This is a genomic window from Flavihumibacter stibioxidans (genome assembly GCF_014332695.1).
GTDB classification, from domain to species: Bacteria; Bacteroidota; Bacteroidia; order Chitinophagales; family Chitinophagaceae; genus Flavihumibacter; species Flavihumibacter stibioxidans.
The window spans coordinates 250,788-268,911 of record NZ_MBUA01000028.1 but is presented as its reverse complement, the minus strand read 5'-3'; the positions used below and the strand labels follow the sequence as shown (position 1 = coordinate 268,911).

The following is an 18,124-nucleotide window of genomic DNA, read 5'->3' as shown; positions in this document are numbered from 1 at the left end:
GCTATATGAATAAGATCATTGCCAATGCAGATGATGCAATTGCAGACATTTCAGAAAATGCCACCATCATGTTGGGTGGGTTTGGTTTGTGCGGTATTCCTGAAACCAGCATTACTGCGCTTGTCAGAAAAGGCGTTAAGGGATTGACCTGTATTTCAAACAACGCAGGGGTAGATGAATTTGGCCTTGGTTTATTATTGAAAACCAGGCAAATCCGGAAAATGATCAGTTCATATGTGGGCGAGAATGCGGAATTCGAAAGACAGTTACTGAGTGGTGAACTTGAAGTGGATCTTGTACCACAAGGAACACTTGCTACCCGGATACAAATGGCGGGAATGGGGATTCCGGCTTTTTTTACTCCTGCCGGTTATGGAACTGAGATCGCAAATGGTAAAGAGGTACGTGTTTTTAATGGCAAACACTACCTGATGGAAGAAGCTCTTCATGCCGATTTTGCGATTGTCAAAGCGTGGAAGGGAGACCGTTATGGTAACCTGGTTTTTCGTAAAACAACCCGAAATTTCTCCACCTCCATGGCAAGGGCAGGGAATATTACCATAGCTGAGGTTGAACATCTGGTAGAACCGGGGGAACTGGATCCAGATCATATCCATGTGCCGGGGATCTATGTTCATCGGATTTTTCAGGGTGGTCCTTATGAAAAACGGATTGAACGTCGTACAGTGCAACTTTCTGTAAACCGATAATACATTTTGGAATAGTTATGTTTACCAGTAAACAGGAGTTAGTTGGTGCAATGGGCATTGATCCGGAGATAGCTGCATTTTTTGTAGACAGGAGCATTCCCGCAGGCAATCAATATTGGAAAGGCCGATATCTGTATGTGGCCAGAGGAACGGGATACCTGTTCATACCCCTCTTTTTTGATTTGCAGTTAAGGGCTGGTGTTCCTAAAGAAAAATTACTTGATCCCCAATATGTCTCCCTGATGGAACGTATTCTTGACCTGGCTGCCAGGTACGAATTCGGGGAAATGGATTTCAGGGCACATATATCTCAGGTTGAAGAATTGGCTAAACCCTTTTCTGTTCATGAATGGTTATTTATTTCCCTTGAAAACTATTTCAATCAGCGGGAACTGAATAAATATGGAATTCTTGGTACTGACAATCCGGCTTTAAACAGGGGAGATGCTTTATTATTCCTGCTTACTTCGCTTGATGTTCCGAAGATAATGATTGAAAAGATTGTCGGTTACTGGTATCTGTTGGTTCCTTCTTTTCTGCTGATGGATGATATTGTGGACCTTAAAGAAGACCAGGCACGGTCAGAGGAAACGGCATTATCCCACTATGGCTTTGATGCCAAAGGAGTACAGATGGCAATAGAAATCGTAGAAAACAACTTCAGCCGGATGGAAGTTATTAATCCTCTGCTCGGCCAGTTTTTTCGGAATGCGCTCGAAAAGAAGAAACAGACACCATATTTTCAAACAATATTAAAAGACTGATACCATGGCTCTGGATAAATACGGTATAGCAAAACGGATAGCACTTGAATTGAAAGATGGGATGTATGTAAACCTTGGAATCGGTATTCCAACCCTTGTGGCAAACTATATTCCGGATGGTATCCATATAATGTTGCAAAGTGAAAATGGAATGTTGGGGATGGGGCCATATCCTGTGGATGATGAGGTAGACCCCGACCTGATTAACGCAGGGAAGGAAACTGTTACCATTATTCCGGGGGGTGTCTTTTTTGATAGCTCCGAGAGTTTTGGGATGATCCGTGCCGGGAAGGTTGATTTAACGGTTTTAGGTGCGATGGAGGTAAGTGAAAACGGGGATATCGCCAACTGGAAGATTCCGGGTAAGATGGTTAAAGGGATGGGTGGCGCTATGGATCTGGTTGCGAGTGCAAGAAATATCATAGTTGCCATGATGCATACCAACCCGAAGGGGGAATCAAAACTATTACCGTCTTGTACTTTGCCGCTGACCGGGGTTGGATGTGTAAGGAAAGTGGTCACAGAACTGGCTGTGCTCGATGTTACTGATAAAGGATTCCGGCTGCTTGAAAGGGCTCCCGGGGTTTCGGTAGAAGAGATAATTGCTAAAACTGCCGGATGCCTTATTGTGGAAGGCACTATTCCGGAAATGAATTTGTAATCCCCTGACTTAGTCAATAAGGTTATTCTTCACCGCATAAAACACCAGTCCTGCAGTATTCTTGGTGCCAAATTTTTCCATCAGCCTGTCTTTGATGGCCTCGACAGTTCTGGGACTCACCTCCATTTTTTGGGCAATTTCTGTTGCGGTGAATTCCATACAGATGTATTTGATTACATCCCTTTCCCGGTCTGTCAGGGTGACCTCGCTGTTCAGGTTAGGCAGGACCTTCTGTTTTGAATGTGACTTTTTCAGCAGTATCCTGTTAACGAAGTTATTCAGGTAATATCCCTTTTCTGAAACTTCCATGATGGCCCTTCTTATTTCCGATGGATCTGCACTTTTAAGAAGATACCCATTTGCGCCGATCTCCATCAGATGGCTTACAAAACGTTCATCTTCGAACATGGTGAGAACCACAATATGTATGGCAGGGTAATTTTTTGCAATATGTTTGGTCGTTTCTATGCCGTCTTTCTGGGGCATTCGAAGGTCCATTAGAATCACGTCCGGGGATGATTCTGAAAGGCCTTCTATCAGTTCGTTTCCATTTTCCGCTTCCTGTACGAACTTGATATTGGTGAAGGGCCGGAGAGAAAGGATAACCCCTTTCCGGAAGATTTTATGATCATCAGCAATAGCGACTTTGATTACTCTCATAGGAATCTTGCAATTGACAGCACTTAAAATTAAGGATTCCCTACAGATTTTCCTCTCTGTTCAGTTCAATGGTTACTTTGTAATAAGTTTGGGATGCATCCTTTTCAAAGAAAATCCTGCCCTGCAGTACTTTTAACCTGCTTTGAATATTTTTAAGACCAAGTCCTGCCGAACTTTTGTTCATTCTTTCGAAGTCAGCCTGTGTAATCCCTTTCCCGTCGTGATGCATCCTGATGTAAAACTTGTTGCCATTGTTGTTCTGGGTAAGGTGTATGAAGCTGGCATTACTGTGTTTCAGGATATTGTTGATCAATTCCTGAATAATGCGGAACACAATCAGTTCGTTATCAGATTGTAGTCTTTCCTTATAATCGTGGAAACGGCAACTGGCGTTAATCGAGCCTGAGCTGCTGATTTTCTGGAATTGGTCATTTACAGCGGATTCCAGGCCAAAGTTTTTAAGGGTGGGGGGCATCAGGCTATGGGAGATATTCCTGATCAGCTGAATGGTGTCATCTATAATTTGTTTGGCGTTGTAAATGCTTTGCAGTTGGGTGGTTTTGTCAAGGTTTACCAGGTTTTCATTCAGGTAAAGCCTGGCTGTCGCCAAAAGGGGGCCGGCATCATCATGCAGGTCGGCAGCAATTCTTTGTCTTTCTTCTTCCTGCAATCGGATGGATGCATTCAGCAGCATTTTTTGTTGTTCATATTCCATTTTCTGCAAGGTCATCTGGTAGCGTATGACTTTGCGTTGATGAAAAATAATAAAGACAATCAGCCCAATAGTCAGCGCCAACATACCAATTGTGCCAAAAAATAGCACTATTGAAACGTTTGCGTGTTGGTTATTTACCTGTAGAAAAAACATTTAGGGTTAGGGTTAGGGTTAATGGGTTAGTCTTGGTCATTTAAGTAAAATAATTCGGATGCATTATCAGGAATTGAATTTGAATTTTCTTCTGGCAAGTAAAATGCTATCGCAAAAAATATATTTTTTATGATTATACAAAACCAGTTGATTATCCAAAAGTTTTCTTGTTCTTTTTCTGATAACTCAGAATATTGTAGGAATAAGAAAAAAGTGCCTGAGAAATAAATCATAATACCTATTACAATCCAGAAGCTCTTTTTTGCATAGATAAAACCAATCTCTGGTTTTTGTATTTTTTCAAATAAGAAAACTAAGCAAAAAACTATTAATGTAATTGCGCTTATTGATACTGTTAAAGTATCAAATACCTCAATCTTTGGTGATGAATGTAAATTAGAATAAAGATTTAGAATAGAAGAAATTCCAAATATTATTGAGCCTATTTGAAGTGCTTTTTTGTTTCTTTTATTATTTAGGCTTGAATAAAGAAAAAAAGCGAAAAAGAAATATTCAAGAATTGTGAATGAAGCAACTATTATGGCTTCTATTTCTTTGCCTCCTTTATAAACTTCACTTCTTAAAAAGGCTAAAATACCTTCATTAATTAGTGAATAAACTATATAATAAATAATTACCCTTATTGACTTATTCCTATTTTCTTTTAAATTAAATAGAAATACCAATAAGGGTAAAAATCCTGTAATGTGAGTTATGTATAGGAAATAATTCACCAAATGGCATTATTTCCTCAAATATAATGATCCCGAAGACTAATTCGAATGATATTTTAAATTAAATCGCTGACCACCAATCAAATGTAGTGGACGTTTCAGTTGTTTTTGTTCCTGGGCGACCTACTCTATCGGCAACAATTCCTTGAATTTTATTGTATTCGCCATTTGTATCAATTGCAGAATATTCTGAAATAACCTGACCTTCACAATCAAGTCCCACTAATACCAATGTTTTTTGTCCAACTTCGTCAAGTCCATTATAAAAACGGATACCTGAGCAATTAGGTTGGTTCAAAATCTGCTCAATTATATTTCTGCCTACGAAATGCCATTGATTTTCAGTCGGAAATGAATCCTGGAAGTCCTTGACCATTTTGGCACCCAGCTCTTGGCCAATATCCTCGCCAACCGCTGCCAGGGAGGTGTTCAAAATTTCATTTTGCATCATAGTAGTAAGTTTTTTGTTGTGAAGGGTTGATTTGAGACTGTGAATAACACTCAAAAAAAAACCAATGACAATGGGCCAAATCCTCCGTTTTTTGTCCTAAATTGGCTCAAATTCAATCTGGTAGTGTATTTACTAGTTTCAAAATCGTAATGTTACTATCTTAAAAAGCGTAAAAATACGCTACTAAAATAGTAAAAAACCCAATCTAAGATAGGAAGATTACGGTAAAGTGAATGATGATTGAAAATTTTGTTCTTAGTTTTTTGTTTTATATATATAAAAAATAAAAAATATAAATTTTAGTAAAATAACTTTCTTTTGTTCGCTAAATAGTTGTTTTCCTATTTGGTACTTTGTTTTTTTTCGAATTATGGAATGTTAATTGATATATAATTACGGAAAAGATTGCGGGAAAATACGATTAGTCTTCTTTTTGACGTTTACTCAAAACCAAAACAAACAATCCTAATAAAAACTACCCAAACCTATGAGTACCGAGTTAAGTATTAAGGTTAGTATAGCTGATGATCATAAGATTTTTAGGGATGGTATTAAAATGGCTCTGAAGGGGAAGGAATATCTTAAGATTTTATGGGAAGCAGAGGATGGGCGTGATTTAATGCACAAGATGCAATTAAAAAAGCCCGATGTATTACTGATGGATATACGCATGCCTGAAATGGATGGGGTTAATGCTATCGGACTTCTACGAAAAGAGTATGATGATGTAAGGATTATCGTATTGACGATGTATGATGATCAGGAGATGATTTCCAAAATGATGGAAATGGGGGCAAATGCATATTTGACTAAAACCACAGATCCGGAAGAAATCTACCAGGCTATCCTGACTTGCATGAATGATGACTTTTATTTCAATGATTTGGTTAATAAAGCGGTTTTATCCAAACTGCAATCCAAAAAAGCAGTTCGCCAATTCTATCCCAATCCAATAAAATTTTCAGAAAAGGAGGTTCGTATATTAAAACTTCTTGCTGAAGATAAAACAACTGAAGAAATATCAAAGGAGGTCTTTTTGAGTCCAAGGACAATTGAAACTATTCGTCAGAACATGAAATCAAAGGTTGGGGCTAAAACAATTGCTGGTTTAATAATGTATGGTATGAGAAACAAGATTATTGATTGATATCGGAATTAGTTGCTGTGGTATTATGAGTGTAATTTTTGTTCCATTGTTTGGATTGGTATTAATTTCAAGTGAACCATTAATTAGTTTTGTTCTTTTCTGCATATTTAAAAGTCCTTGACTTTTATTGGTGTTTTTTGAATTCGTCATTTCCAAATCAAATCCAATCCCATCGTCAATAATTAAAAGTTTTATAATTTTCTCATCTATTTGTAATGAAACATTTATGTTTTTAGGGTTGCCATGTATAATTGCATTTCTAGTTGCTTCTTGAAATATTCTATATAAATCAAGTTGTACTTCTGGGTTTAAAATTTCCGCTTTTTCTATTACCTCAAGGTTGATTTTTATGTCCTCAATCTGTGTTAATCTGCTGATCTCAGATTCTAGTGATTTTGCCAAACCGAACTCATTAACTGTTTCTGCACTGAGACTTCTGGAAATATTTGTGAGCTCTTTTATTGCTGAGGAAATTAGTGAATTTGATAATTCAATTTTATTGTCAAATTCAGCATCTTTATTGCATTTCAGGTTATTTAAATTCAATTTAGATAGAGTTAATAATTGGTTCACGTTGTCGTGAATTTCTCTAGAAATTTTCTGAATTGTTTCCTCTTGCGCTTCAACTCTATTAATTAATATTTCTTTCTCTTTTTCAATACTTTTTAATTTTAAAGTTGTATTATATTCAATTTCTTTCTTATTATATAGTTTTAATATATAATTTATAAAGAATAAGAAACCTATTAGTATGATTAATGAACCTCCAATACTCCAAAATAGGATGTATGTTGTTGTTGCTTGCATAAAAATGCTTTGATGAATGAGACAAACATTAAAGTATTCATGATAACATAAAAGATGAATAAAATCAATGTAACATCAATATGTAATTGCCAAATTCCACTTGATTTGATAAGAACATCTCCAATCCAATAAGGAATAGATGCTGTATAGCTAAGAATAATGCCCATGACAATCCAGTAGTGCCTTGTTTGTTGTAAGATGAAAAAATTCCTTTTAGTAAAGAGCCAACGGATATAGAGAAATGCAAAAAATGTAAGATATAATTCAGTTGTTAATAAGGGTAGAATTGTAGGGCTTTTAAAAAATGCAAGAGAAAATATTAGGCTTGTAATGCAAAGAAGTAGAGGGATGGCAAAGTGTACTTTTTTATTAATTATTGTGCTAATATAATAGGAAAGAAAAAATACCTCACAACAAGTATATATGTAAACAAGTAAAAAAAGATAGGTTGGATATTCGTGAATTAAATAATTAAATATCCCTATCCCCAACACTACCAAATCAATATAACAAAACGTAAGAATGTACTTGCGCTCAGGGGAGGGTGTCTTGCGCAGTTTTATGGTGCCTATAATACAGGCACACAGGATGACCAGGAATTGCACTACCTGAAATTTCTGATATAATTCCATGACAGGTATTTCCTGCAATATAACAAGCTATCCAATCAATAAAAAGGGTGAAAACACCTATTCCTGCTCCTGAAACTGTGCCGTAAGGGCTAATAAATTGTCCGATGTTCCAGTAATCTCAGCCAACCGGGTAATTACTTCTTCGACAACAGCATCCGGACAGGATGCCCCACTGGTAATCAGAATCTTTAGGGGGGCTGCTGAAGGTAAAAACTCCCTGGTAATCAGTTCCTGCCTGCTGTGATAATCAAAATGTCTGATTTCGGCTGACGAAACTATGTTTGCTGAATCGTTGATGAAATAGGTCGGCAACCTGGATTCACATAATTCCACCAGGTGAGTCGTATTGGAGGAATTGTATCCACCCACCACTATCCCCAGATCCGCAGTAACTTCCAGCATGCCCGTTACGGCAGTCTGGTTATCATTGGTTGCATAGCACAAGGTATCGCGCGTATCCGCAAACCTTTCTCCGACATTTTCCGGGCTCAGGCCATAATGAACCATGACTTCCATTTTCAGATATTCAGCAATGGCCTGCGTGTCGCTTGCAAGCTGGGTTGTCTGGTTTACCACACCAAACCGCTGCAGATCTGTAGTGATGTCAAATCCTTCAGAATAACGTCCCTTGAACGCTTCATAAAACTGCCCGGCTTCGCGCTTCCCTTTAATGAATTCCGCCAGCAATTCTGCATCCTTCATGTCGTTTACAATGACGGCCGGGGCATTAGCGGCGGCATGGGAAAAAGTAGCCCTTGTCTCTTCATGTTTTGGCTTCCCATGTATCACAATGCTATATCCTCTCCTGGCAATCTGTTCGCTCCGGTTCCATACCTTCTCCACAAAAGGACAGGTAGTATTGTATTTCTCCGTGCGGATACCTTTTTCATTTAGCATCATTTCTATGTCAAGCGTTGTGCCGAATGCCGGAATTAAAACAATGTCCTCGCTGGTAATTTCGCTGAAGGGGATTAATTGTTTTCCATAAGTGTCCTGAAGGAACATTACACCGTAGGATTGAAGATCCGCATTCACCTGGGGATTATGGATCATCTCACTTAATAAAAAAATCCTTTTTCCGGGATTCTCTGCCACCGTTCTGAAAGCAATTTCAATGGCATTTTCCACACCGTAACAAAAACCGAAATGCCTGGCAAGGAAAATCTGCATCCCGCCCAAATCAAGATGTGTAGGGGAAAAATCCTTTTTTAGCCGATCTTCCTGTTTCCTTTTCTGCTTGATGGCTGAAATCAATGGGCTGCGGTACTTTACCGGCACTTCAAATTGCTTCATACTGCAAATGTACTTAGTTTGCCGATGAAGCCATACAAGGTAAAATTGTCTTATTTTAACTGCCTGTATTACTTAAACAAAACCGGATTAATGAGCAATCGTCGTTTTACACCAGTTGAATGGTGCCATTCCACCAATATCTATGAAGTTAACCTGCGTCAATATACTCCCGAAGGTTCATTTCGCGCATTTGCCAGGGAACTCCCACGATTAAGGGATATGGGAATAGAGATTTTATGGTTTATGCCGATTACCCCGATCGCAACTGAAAAACGAAAAGGTTCACTGGGTAGTTATTATGCCTGCTCAGATTTTACTTCCACCAACCCGGAATACGGAACGCTGGAGGATTTTAAATCCCTGGTTTCGGAGGCCCAGCTCCTGGGTTTTAAGGTTATCATTGACTGGGTGGCCAATCATACCGGTTGGGGGCATAGCTGGACAAAAACCAATCCCGATTATTTCAAAAAAAATGAATTCGGTGAATTTTATGACAGTCACGGCTGGGATGATGTAATCGATCTTGATTTCAGCAACAGGGAAATGAGGAAGGATTTGATTGAAGCTATGCGGTTCTGGATCAAAGAATGCGGAATAGATGGCTTCCGATGTGATATGGCAATGCTGGTGCCACTTGATTTCTGGATGGAGGCACGGACAGCCCTGGACGAAGAAAAGAAACTTTTCTGGCTGGCCGAGTGCGAAGAGGCCAACTACCACCAGGCTTTTGATGTGACCTATACCTGGGAGTGGATGCATAAAACGGTTGAATTCGTTAAGCACCACCAGGATATCCATCACCTTGATCATTTGTTATGGCGGTACAACCATGATTTTCCAACCGGCGCCATGAGGATGTTTTTCACCAGCAACCACGATGAAAACAGCTGGAATGGTACCGAATTTGAAAAATATGGGGAAGCTCATAAGGCGCTGGCAGTATTTTCCGCTACCTGGAATGGGATACCGCTGATCTACAGCGGGCAGGAACTTCCAAACAGAAAAAGGCTCATGTTTTTTGACAAGGATACCATTGAGTGGAATGGTCATTGCGTGTACCATGATTTCTATAAGGCACTATTGACCCTTCGAAAGAATCATCCGGCGCTCAGGGCCGGAGACAACTCTGTGAGTACCCTCCGAATCAGGACCAATGCTGATCACCATATCTTTGGCTTTTTGAGAAAGTGCGGAGAGAATGAAGTGCTCGTTTTGCTGAACCTGTCTCCCTACGATGGAGTTGGTTTTACAATTTCTGACGATATCGTTCACGGCGCCTACCAGGATGCTTTTGGCGGCCAGATACATCATTTCCACGACAGGCACTATACGCTGAATGCCTGGGATTACAGGGTTTTCGTTAAACACACTGCATGATAAATAAAAAAGAGCCCTCGTATCCGGGGGCTCTTTTTATATGAAGAGGGTTTTAATTATTCTGCAATTTTCATCGGGTACCTGAATACACCCTCGTATCCGGGGTACATACCATCAAGGGTAACCGAAGTGCCGGCTTTTTCCATTTCACTGCGGAATTGCTCAACGGTTGTTACATCCCTTCCGTTTACTTTCATGATCACAAAACCTTCTTCCATCCTGGTTTTGCTAAAAATACCATTCTCGTCGATACTCTTGACGATCACGCCACCGCGGATGCCCATTTCCTTGGCAAGTTTTGTATCAATAGTAGCAAGGTCCGCACCCAGTTTATCCAGCACACTTGTTTTTACGATTTCTGTTGTACCGCTGCTGTTACGAAGGGTTACCTCGCTTACCAGTTCCTTTCCCTCACGGCGGTAACCAATCTTCACTTTGTCGCCGGGACGATAAGTGGCGATTTGTCCAACCATCTCCGCGCCCGATTTTACAGGAACATTATTAATACGGGTAATAAAGTCACCCTTTTTGATTCCGGATGCTGCGGCTGCGCCATCTTTGGTTACATCCATCACATACACCCCATCACCGACTTTGATTCCTTCCTGTTTTTTCACTTCTTCGCTCAGGTTGTCCGGGGCATAATTAATACCCAGATAGGCTCTCTGAACAGTTCCGAATTTCATCAGGTCGGCAACGATTTTTTTAACCATATTAACCGGAATGGTAAAAGAATAGCCGGCGTATGATCCTGTGGGCGATGCGATGGCAGAGTTGATGCCAATCATGTGCCCGGCTGTGTTCACCAGCGGACCACCACTGTTTCCGGGGTTAACGGCTGCGTCTGTCTGGATGAAAGATTCAATTGGAGTGCGGCTCTGGCGGCGATTGATTTCCAGGGTCCTGCTTTTGGCGCTGACTATACCGGCCGTAACCGTGGTTTCCAGGTTAAGCGGATAGCCGATGGCCAGGACCCACTGGCCAACCTTCACATCATCCGAGTTTCCATACAACAGGAAGGGCAGTCCCTTGGCTTCAATTTTCAGCACTGCAAGGTCGCTGCTAGGATCGGATCCGATCAGTCTTGCCTTGAATGTCTTTTTATCACTCATGGTAACGGTGATTTCATCAGCACCATCCACCACGTGATTATTGGTTACGATAAAGCCGTCTTCGCTGATGATGGCGCCAGAACCGGAGGCCATCTGGGGCTGGCTGCGGGGCGCCATGCCTTCATCCCAGTCGAAGCCAAACAAATCAAAGAGCGGACTTCTTTTAGGAAGGTTATTGCTGGCGGTACGGGTTGCCTTGGTTTTTATATGTACCGTAGCTGGTATGGCTGTGCCGGCCGCTTCACTAAAATCGGATGGTGCCCCGGGGGCTCCATCAAAAAAACCGGCATAGTTTGAAGGAATGCGGTTGCTGTCTGAGTTGCTATAGATATAGGTTTCCTTACCTACATATTTGTTGTAGGCCCACATGCTACCAACCGATGTAACCGCGCTTACAAGAATAATGGGTACAATTTGCTGCAGTTTCATATGATTGTTCCTTTTTTAGTTTTTTTACTTAGTCAAAGCATATGCCTGACTTTACACAAATTAACGATGCAGACATCTTTTCAGTTCGGCCCCCGGCCAGTTTAACAATAGTTTTACTAAGGTCTTCGTAGATGCTGTTCTAAAGTTAGCAAAAATGCCATTGTGTTCACACCGTCCGCGTATTCCTCCCAGGCCGGACTCTGGGCCTGGCCGAACGGTGTGTGCCCGTGTCCAACGATGCACTGAACAGAATTATTGCGGGAAAGTGCAGATACAACGGCATCTTTATCTTCGTAAAATTCATAATACAGCTGGCTTATCGGCGAAAAAAGGGCCGTATTTTCGGCCAGGATTACCGAACCATTGGTCATGTAAAACTGGTTGTTCAGCAGGAGGATGGCCAATTGGTAGTCGTAATTGTTTTTGTATTTGTGATGCTCGAAAAAGTGACTGTATTTTTTCATGGCATCGAGCAGCGGCACAAAGTCGTATTGTCGGGGTACATACAATTTCGTGACATTCCGGCAGCCCAGGCCAAAGTATTGGTGGGTGTCATCGGCAAGGCTCACGAGTTCTTCCGGTTTCTCGGTTCCATCCAGGATGGCAACTGAGGTCCGGTTGTGCCGGATAATATGGGGGTACCTGGAAAAATAATAATCGAAATACCTGGCGCTGTTATCGCTTCCCGTGGCGATATAAGCATCGCAGCCTTTCAGGATTTCTGCAAAACCGGTGTTATGCCTTACAGCTGGTTCCCACTCATACAGTTTACCCAGCAGGTGTTTGATCAGGACATCGTCTTTTGAGGAAAACTTAAGCAGGGAGTGATGACCACTCAGGAAAACGCAAAGCCAGTCATGAAAGCCTACCATCGGGATATTACCCGCCATAACGATGCCTACTGTTTTGGGGGTAGTTGTGGTTTCCGGAATATCATACCGGCTGGCCACCTCCTTCAGGGATTCGGCGCCGAGGAAATTTTCAGTTATATTTTCTGCTGCAATGTCTATAAATTCGGGAGTAAACCAGGCATTGGCCAGGGCCGCTTTTAGTTTGGCTTCCTGCCAGCCGGCCTCGTTATGACGGATATATTTTCCGAGTTGAACCAATAAATCAATCCTATGTTGTAAATTCAACATGTACCTATAAATTTGTGCAAAGTTAACTTATTAGGAACCCATTAAAAACCAGAAATAATGGCTATTAAAATCACTGAAGAATGTATTAATTGCGGAGCCTGTGAGCCCGAATGTCCGAATAACGCTATTTATGAAGGCGGCGTAGAATGGGCGCTGAGTGATGGCACTACCGTAAAGGGCAGTTTCACCCTGCTTGACGGATCTGTACTGGATGCAGACCAGCGTAATTCGCCCATCAGTGTAGATACTTACTACATTGTGCCTAACAAGTGTACCGAATGCCAGGGTTTCCATGAAGAGCCCCAGTGTGCTGCCGTTTGTCCGGTTGACTGTTGTGTGCCGGATGAAATGTACCAGGAAACTGTTGACTCACTGCTTGCAAAAAAGGAGAAACTGCACCTGTAAGTTTTGACTTTTTACATTGAAAGCAGTACCTTGTATTGGAATTAAAGTTTTTTAAAAGTAGCGCAGGCTACTTCGTATAGGTGGGTGATATTTCCCGCCAGGTAACGGGTGAAGGATCAGCTCCTTCACCTTTTTATTAAAAACAATCTGATCAATATGCGCGCGAGACCTGTTATCGCCTTTGTTACCGGTGGCTATTCCGGCGAGTCTGAGATTTCCTACAAAAGTGCCATTACCATTGAAAAAAATGTTGATACAGAAAAGTATGAAATCTATAAGATAGATATCAGGAAGGATGGCTGGTTTCATACCACAGGAGGAGGAGATGTGATTGAAGTCGACAGGAATGATTTCAGTATCAGTTTCCTGGACGCTAAAATTAAATTTGATGCGGTACTGATTGGAATACATGGTACACCAGGTGAAGACGGGAAATTGCAGGGCTATTTTGATATGCTGGGCATTCCCTATACCAGTTGCGATGCCGCCACTTCAGCCCTCACCTTCAACAAGCGTTATACAGTAGCAGTGGCTGCATTTGCAGGTATCCATGTGGCAAAATCACTCCATCTTTTCAGGGAAAGGACGGTCGACGCGGCAGCTATTGCAGCACAACTGCAGTTCCCGGTTTTCGTAAAACCCAATAACGGTGGCAGCAGCATCGGAATGAGCAAGGTTAATCACGCCGGTGAATTGAATGCGGCACTGGTAAAAGCTTTTAAGGAAGATGACCAGGTGCTGGTGGAAGAATTCATCGCAGGCAGGGAGTTTACCATTGGGGTTTTTCGCCATAAGGGTGAAATCATCACCCTTCCATTTACCGAAGTGATTGCTAAAAATGAATTTTTTGATTTTGAAGCCAAATACCAGGGCCTGAGCGAAGAAATCACACCCGCTGTGGTGGATGAGGAAATCGCTGAAAAAGTGAGGGATACTGCCCGCCAGGTTTACCAGGTATTTAATTGCAGGGGGATTATCCGAATTGACTTTATTTACAGTGAGGCAAAAGGGGAGCCCTGCATGCTGGAAATTAATACTGTACCCGGACAAAGTGAGGCCAGTATCGTACCGCAACAGGTAAAGGCTATGGGCTGGACCCTGAAGGAATTCTATTCTGCCCTGATTGAAGATGCCCTGGCACTTAAATAATTTTTATTTTCTTTGAATCCATTCCTTATTAAAAATTGAACCTGTGTTCTCATACCTCTCAAAAAAACCTCTCTGGTTTAACCTGTTATTGGCTTTGTTGCTGGTAACAGTCCTTGTACTGGCTTTTTTCAGTTCGCTCGACTTTTTTACCCGGCATGGGGAAGTGATGGAGGTTCCCACCGTAACCGGTAAATCCTACGAGGCAGCAAAAGACGAACTGGAAGCCCAGGGGTTCGATGTGGTTATCCAGGATTCCGTTTACCGCGATACGGTTCAGCCAATGGCTGTTGTAAAGCAATTTCCCGAAGCGGAGGCAAAAGTGAAGGTTAACCGGACCGTGTACCTGACAGTAAACAGGGCAGTACCTCCCGATGTTGTAATGCCGAACCTGGTTGGAATGAGTGTCAGGAATGCAGCGATCGTACTGAAACAATTCGGACTTAAAATGGGAGATACATCCTATCGGCCGGATTTTGCCAAGAATTCAGTACTGGTTCAGTTGAAGGATGGTAAAGATATCAAACCCGGCACCAAATTGCCTATGGGCACCTCCGTTTCACTGATACTGGGAAGCGGGTTGTCTGATATTGATATGTCGGTTCCCGACCTGTTTGCTTTAACCTATGTGGAGGCTAAGGATATCTTGGCCACCAGTGGAATCAGCTTTGGTGCCAGGGTGTTGGATCCGGATGTAAAAGACACCGCAAGTGCTTTTATTTACCGCCAGAGCCCGGAGAGAACTACCGCCGATAACCGTGTAAACAGGATCCGGCAGGGACAAATGATAGATATTTGGTTAAGTACACAACGACCGGTGCGTGATACAAGCAATCGCATTGCTGCACCTGTTGAGAATAATTATTAATTCCCTTTAAATAAATGAAATGGAAATTATTACTGTTGCAGAATTGAAATCGCGAATTGATGCCGGTGAGAAACTGAATATCATAGATGTTCGGGAACCTGATGAATATGCCGAATTCAATATCGGCGCCAGACTGATTCCCCTTGGCAAAATACAGGCGATGCAGATCGATGAGATCGAGGATCTTAAAAGTGAAGAACTGATTATTCACTGCCGCAGCGGGAAACGCAGTGCCACAGCCTGTTTGTTCCTGGAAACAATGGGTTTTGAGAATACCAAAAATCTTGAAGGCGGGATGCTTGCCTGGCAGGATATGATTAAATGATGTGAAGATCAGGAGATGTAAACTTTGCATCTCCAAACCTCCACATCAGAAGTTTTTTCATTTCCCGCCTGCAACTACCATGATCAGGTAGAACGCAAGGATGATGAAGACATTAAGGGCGATGGTTTTTTTCATCGATGACGGATTAACAGGATATCTGTTATCCTAAATGATGCCAATCGCCGGTTTTCCACATAGGAATATTACCGGTATATCTACCTCGTATTTGTTACAACCTGATATTTACTCCTGCCATCCAGTTAATTCCCGCCATTGGGTATACGTAATTTTCCGTATAAAATATCTTGTCGTAGATATAACTGAAGGTATATCCATTGGGTTCATACCTTTTGTTGAACAGGTTGTTTACCTGGAAAACAAACCCGGTTTCATTGAAAAATTTACCCCTCACAGTATAGCGTAGCCGAAGATCCTGCGTATAGTATGGCGCCAGGCTCCTGTTCCGGTTGGAAGTGTTGTCGAGATATTGCCGGCCAACATATTTTCCGATAAAAGCAAGTTCGGCATTGGCAAAAGGAGTGATCAATGCTGTAGCTGATCCGATCAGTGAGGGAGAAAAAGAGATGTCGGACTTTTTGTATTTCCGTTCGAGTTGAATTCCTGCATCATAATCGTCAATATACTCGGTAAAATCCCTGACTTTGTTTTCGCTTAATGTAATATTACCAAGAAGGCTGATCCATGAAGCTGGTTTTACTCCGCCCTGCAACTCTATTCCCATACGATAGCTCTGGTCAATATTGGTACGGGTGTACGAACCAACATCATTTATCTTGCCCGTGAGAACCAGCTGGTCGCGGTAACTCATGTAATAGAAATTGGCACTCCATGAATACCTGCTTGTTTTCCTTTCCAGACCCAGTTCCAGGTCGTACAGGCGCTCTGCTTTTGGTTGCTGGTTGACACCGGCTTCAAAGTCATCCCTGTTAGGTTCCTTGTTTGCCACCGATATGGAGGCAAAAGCATTCCAGTTATTCCTGGTGTAGGTGATACCTGCTTTGGGATTAAAGAAGTTAAAACGGCTGTCCGTGGTGAGGCCGGGGTTATCACGGAAACCATCAATGGCGTAGTTTACGGTCCTGAACTGCAGGTCTGCAAAACTCTGCCAGTGGGCGTTTAATTTTTGTTGCCATTTACCATAGAAGTTAAAGTCCGATTTGTCTGCGTTGTTGTCATACCATTTATATCCGTTGGCGATACCCGTCTCTGCCCATATAATCTTTCCATAATGTTTTCCGTCATACTGCGTGTAGGCGCCACCGAGAGTTAGTTGGGTGCCCTTATGCTTGTAAAGCAGGGAATAAACTCCGCCATAGAAATGGTTGTCTAGCCAGAGTTGCCTGATCAGGTCTGTATTTTCTATGGTTTCACCGCCGATCACCGGGTTGCTGAGACCGTATTTTGAATAATCCTCATCTGCTTTATACTGTTCATAATATCCCCTTCCCCTTGTCAGGAATGCAGCGGTATTGAAGGAGAGTTTTTCTGAAAAAGAATGGTTAAAGAACAGCTGGTAGTGGTCCTGCTGGTAGTTGTCGGTCTCGTTTTCATATGGTCCATCGGGCTTTTCGGTGCCGGCGCTGTTATAGGTACGGTTGGTATTTGCCTCGGACTGTGGGATGCCGTTCCAGGCCTGGTAGGTTTTTTCCTTACCTGAAAAAGCATTAAAACGGAGACTTGATTTTTCCGAGAGGTATGCCGCAGAAACATAAAATGAGCTTAGGTTGCTGCTTGCACGGTCAACATATCCGTCACTGGAAATACGGGAAAGCCTGGCATCGATGGTGAAATGGTCGCCGATAAGGCCGCTTCCTGCTTTTACGGTGTTTTTCCATGTGTTGAATGATCCGAAGCTATTGCTGGCCTCGCCATAGGCATTTTCGTGAAATTCATTGGTACTCACATTCAGGGTCGCGCCAAAAGCTCCGGCTCCATTGCTGGAAGTGCCAACGCCCCGCTGGATCTGGATGCTGCTGACCGAGGAGGCAAAGTCTGGCAGGTTGACCAGGAAAAGTCCCTGGCTTTCGGCGTCATTGTAGGGAATGCCGTTGAGGGTCATGTTGATGCGGGTGGCATCTGTACCCCTGATACGGATTCCGGTATATCCAACCCCGTTTCCTGCATCGGAATTGACTACCACTGATGGTGTGTGGTTCAACAGGAAGGGGAGGTCCTGCCCCAGGTTCTGCTTCCCGATTTCCTGGGCAGAAATATTGGTACGGGCAAACGGGGCTTTGTCATCCGCCCTGATGGCCTTTACTTCCACCGGTTGTAAAAAGAGGTTATACCGTTCCAGTAAAATGGTATCCTGTCCCATGGCAATGTTCAGGCTGGCTGTTTTATAGCCAATGCTGCTGAATATTGCGTTTTTGATAGCTTCAGGCAGTTCAAAATTTCCTTCCTGGTCTGTTAAGATGCTTTTCCCGTTTGGTAGGCTGATGGTTGCACCCGGAACCGGTTGCCGGCTGGAAGCGTCGATCACTGTGAGTTTACGTTGTTGCGCGAAAACGGGGATTACTAGAATTAAAGCGCAAATCCCCAAAAGCAATTTTTTCATTGTTAATGATTGGTTTGA

The 18,124-nt window shown here is 42.3% G+C and carries 18 protein-coding genes; 9 read left to right on the top strand and 9 right to left on the bottom strand.

Going from position 1 to position 18,124, the window contains the following annotated elements; translation table 11 throughout:
* Nucleotides 1-5 precede the first annotated feature (5 nt).
* Genes BC349_RS16840 through BC349_RS16830 form a run of 3 tightly spaced genes read left to right on the top strand, consistent with a single transcriptional unit; the run spans nucleotide 6 to nucleotide 2,135 of the window.
* On the top strand, nucleotides 6-710 hold the full coding sequence (locus tag BC349_RS16840) for a CoA transferase subunit A (protein ID WP_187257948.1): 705 nt from the start codon (nucleotides 6-8) through the stop codon (nucleotides 708-710).
* Between the two features lie 17 nt (nucleotides 711-727).
* Nucleotides 728-1,474, top strand: coding sequence for a hypothetical protein (locus BC349_RS16835; RefSeq protein WP_187257947.1), 747 nt, complete (start codon nucleotides 728-730; stop codon nucleotides 1,472-1,474).
* Nucleotides 1,475-1,478: 4 nt separating this feature from the next.
* Entirely contained in the window at nucleotides 1,479-2,135 is a 657-nt protein-coding gene (locus BC349_RS16830; protein WP_187257946.1) for a 3-oxoacid CoA-transferase subunit B, read from the top strand.
* Nucleotides 2,136-2,144: 9 nt separating this feature from the next.
* On the opposite strand, the gene BC349_RS16825 is transcribed toward BC349_RS16830, so the two are convergent.
* The 4 genes from BC349_RS16825 to BC349_RS16810 form a co-directional block, all read right to left on the bottom strand.
* Nucleotides 2,145-2,795, bottom strand: coding sequence for a response regulator transcription factor (locus BC349_RS16825; RefSeq protein WP_187257945.1), 651 nt, complete (start codon nucleotides 2,793-2,795; stop codon nucleotides 2,145-2,147).
* 40 nt (nucleotides 2,796-2,835) lie between these two features.
* Nucleotides 2,836-3,525 carry a sensor histidine kinase gene (locus BC349_RS16820; RefSeq protein ID WP_246457017.1) on the bottom strand — a complete coding sequence of 230 codons (690 nt, stop codon included), beginning with the start codon at nucleotides 3,523-3,525 and terminating at the stop codon, nucleotides 2,836-2,838.
* Nucleotides 3,526-3,689: 164 nt separating this feature from the next.
* Nucleotides 3,690-4,400: a hypothetical protein gene (locus BC349_RS16815; RefSeq protein ID WP_187257943.1), complete on the bottom strand. Its 711-nt coding sequence runs from the start codon at nucleotides 4,398-4,400 to the stop codon at nucleotides 3,690-3,692.
* 58 nt (nucleotides 4,401-4,458) lie between these two features.
* The gene (locus tag BC349_RS16810) at nucleotides 4,459-4,848 is read right to left on the bottom strand and encodes a hypothetical protein (protein WP_187257942.1); all 390 of its coding nucleotides are present in this window, start codon (nucleotides 4,846-4,848) and stop codon (nucleotides 4,459-4,461) included.
* A 487-nt stretch (nucleotides 4,849-5,335) separates the two neighbouring features.
* Between BC349_RS16810 and BC349_RS16805 the strand changes: the two genes are divergently transcribed.
* On the top strand, nucleotides 5,336-5,995 hold the full coding sequence (locus BC349_RS16805; protein ID WP_187257941.1) for a response regulator transcription factor: 660 nt from the start codon (nucleotides 5,336-5,338) through the stop codon (nucleotides 5,993-5,995).
* On the opposite strand, the gene BC349_RS16800 is transcribed toward BC349_RS16805, so the two are convergent.
* Entirely contained in the window at nucleotides 5,957-6,802 is an 846-nt protein-coding gene (locus tag BC349_RS16800; RefSeq protein WP_187257940.1) for a sensor histidine kinase, read from the bottom strand. The genes BC349_RS16805 and BC349_RS16800 overlap by 39 nt on opposite strands.
* A gap of 689 nt (nucleotides 6,803-7,491) precedes the next feature.
* Nucleotides 7,492-8,727, bottom strand: a complete 1,236-nt coding sequence (locus tag BC349_RS16795) for a 4-hydroxy-3-methylbut-2-enyl diphosphate reductase (protein ID WP_187257939.1) — start codon at nucleotides 8,725-8,727, stop codon at nucleotides 7,492-7,494.
* Between the two features lie 90 nt (nucleotides 8,728-8,817).
* Between BC349_RS16795 and BC349_RS16790 the strand changes: the two genes are divergently transcribed.
* The gene (locus tag BC349_RS16790) at nucleotides 8,818-10,104 is read left to right on the top strand and encodes an alpha-amylase family glycosyl hydrolase (protein WP_187257938.1); all 1,287 of its coding nucleotides are present in this window, start codon (nucleotides 8,818-8,820) and stop codon (nucleotides 10,102-10,104) included.
* A gap of 56 nt (nucleotides 10,105-10,160) precedes the next feature.
* On the opposite strand, the gene BC349_RS16785 is transcribed toward BC349_RS16790, so the two are convergent.
* A complete protein-coding gene (locus BC349_RS16785; RefSeq protein ID WP_187257937.1) occupies nucleotides 10,161-11,645 on the bottom strand; it encodes a trypsin-like peptidase domain-containing protein in 1,485 nt (494 codons plus the stop codon).
* 116 nt (nucleotides 11,646-11,761) lie between these two features.
* The gene (locus BC349_RS16780; RefSeq protein WP_246457014.1) at nucleotides 11,762-12,784 is read right to left on the bottom strand and encodes an acyl-CoA reductase; all 1,023 of its coding nucleotides are present in this window, start codon (nucleotides 12,782-12,784) and stop codon (nucleotides 11,762-11,764) included.
* A 57-nt stretch (nucleotides 12,785-12,841) separates the two neighbouring features.
* Between BC349_RS16780 and BC349_RS16775 the strand changes: the two genes are divergently transcribed.
* The 4 genes from BC349_RS16775 to BC349_RS16760 all read left to right on the top strand — a co-directional run bounded on the left by BC349_RS16775 (nucleotide 12,842) and on the right by BC349_RS16760 (nucleotide 15,528).
* Nucleotides 12,842-13,189 carry a 4Fe-4S dicluster domain-containing protein gene (locus tag BC349_RS16775; protein ID WP_187257936.1) on the top strand — a complete coding sequence of 116 codons (348 nt, stop codon included), beginning with the start codon at nucleotides 12,842-12,844 and terminating at the stop codon, nucleotides 13,187-13,189.
* Between the two features lie 156 nt (nucleotides 13,190-13,345).
* On the top strand, nucleotides 13,346-14,338 hold the full coding sequence (locus BC349_RS16770) for a D-alanine--D-alanine ligase (RefSeq protein WP_187257935.1): 993 nt from the start codon (nucleotides 13,346-13,348) through the stop codon (nucleotides 14,336-14,338).
* A 43-nt stretch (nucleotides 14,339-14,381) separates the two neighbouring features.
* Nucleotides 14,382-15,203: a PASTA domain-containing protein gene (locus tag BC349_RS16765; protein ID WP_187257934.1), complete on the top strand. Its 822-nt coding sequence runs from the start codon at nucleotides 14,382-14,384 to the stop codon at nucleotides 15,201-15,203.
* 19 nt (nucleotides 15,204-15,222) lie between these two features.
* On the top strand, nucleotides 15,223-15,528 hold the full coding sequence (locus BC349_RS16760) for a rhodanese-like domain-containing protein (protein WP_187257933.1): 306 nt from the start codon (nucleotides 15,223-15,225) through the stop codon (nucleotides 15,526-15,528).
* Nucleotides 15,529-15,757: 229 nt separating this feature from the next.
* On the opposite strand, the gene BC349_RS16755 is transcribed toward BC349_RS16760, so the two are convergent.
* The gene (locus BC349_RS16755) at nucleotides 15,758-18,106 is read right to left on the bottom strand and encodes a TonB-dependent receptor (protein WP_187257932.1); all 2,349 of its coding nucleotides are present in this window, start codon (nucleotides 18,104-18,106) and stop codon (nucleotides 15,758-15,760) included.
* Nucleotides 18,107-18,124 lie beyond the last annotated feature (18 nt).

Coding starts and splice junctions, on each gene's coding strand:
- BC349_RS16790 (WP_187257938.1), top strand. CDS start 8,818: ATGAGCAATCGTCGTTTTACACCAGTTGAATGGTGCCATTCCACCAAT.
- BC349_RS16760 (WP_187257933.1), top strand. CDS start 15,223: ATGGAAATTATTACTGTTGCAGAATTGAAATCGCGAATTGATGCCGGT.
- BC349_RS16780 (WP_246457014.1), bottom strand. CDS start 12,784: ATGTTGAATTTACAACATAGGATTGATTTATTGGTTCAACTCGGAAAA.
- BC349_RS16800 (WP_187257940.1), bottom strand. CDS start 6,802: ATGCAAGCAACAACAACATACATCCTATTTTGGAGTATTGGAGGTTCA.
- BC349_RS16785 (WP_187257937.1), bottom strand. CDS start 11,645: ATGAAACTGCAGCAAATTGTACCCATTATTCTTGTAAGCGCGGTTACA.
- BC349_RS16830 (WP_187257946.1), top strand. CDS start 1,479: ATGGCTCTGGATAAATACGGTATAGCAAAACGGATAGCACTTGAATTG.
- BC349_RS16825 (WP_187257945.1), bottom strand. CDS start 2,795: ATGAGAGTAATCAAAGTCGCTATTGCTGATGATCATAAAATCTTCCGG.
- BC349_RS16805 (WP_187257941.1), top strand. CDS start 5,336: ATGAGTACCGAGTTAAGTATTAAGGTTAGTATAGCTGATGATCATAAG.
- BC349_RS16775 (WP_187257936.1), top strand. CDS start 12,842: ATGGCTATTAAAATCACTGAAGAATGTATTAATTGCGGAGCCTGTGAG.
- BC349_RS16835 (WP_187257947.1), top strand. CDS start 728: ATGTTTACCAGTAAACAGGAGTTAGTTGGTGCAATGGGCATTGATCCG.
- BC349_RS16770 (WP_187257935.1), top strand. CDS start 13,346: ATGCGCGCGAGACCTGTTATCGCCTTTGTTACCGGTGGCTATTCCGGC.
- BC349_RS16820 (WP_246457017.1), bottom strand. CDS start 3,525: ATGACCTTGCAGAAAATGGAATATGAACAACAAAAAATGCTGCTGAAT.
- BC349_RS16795 (WP_187257939.1), bottom strand. CDS start 8,727: ATGAAGCAATTTGAAGTGCCGGTAAAGTACCGCAGCCCATTGATTTCA.
- BC349_RS16810 (WP_187257942.1), bottom strand. CDS start 4,848: ATGATGCAAAATGAAATTTTGAACACCTCCCTGGCAGCGGTTGGCGAG.
- BC349_RS16840 (WP_187257948.1), top strand. CDS start 6: ATGAATAAGATCATTGCCAATGCAGATGATGCAATTGCAGACATTTCA.
- BC349_RS16755 (WP_187257932.1), bottom strand. CDS start 18,106: ATGAAAAAATTGCTTTTGGGGATTTGCGCTTTAATTCTAGTAATCCCC.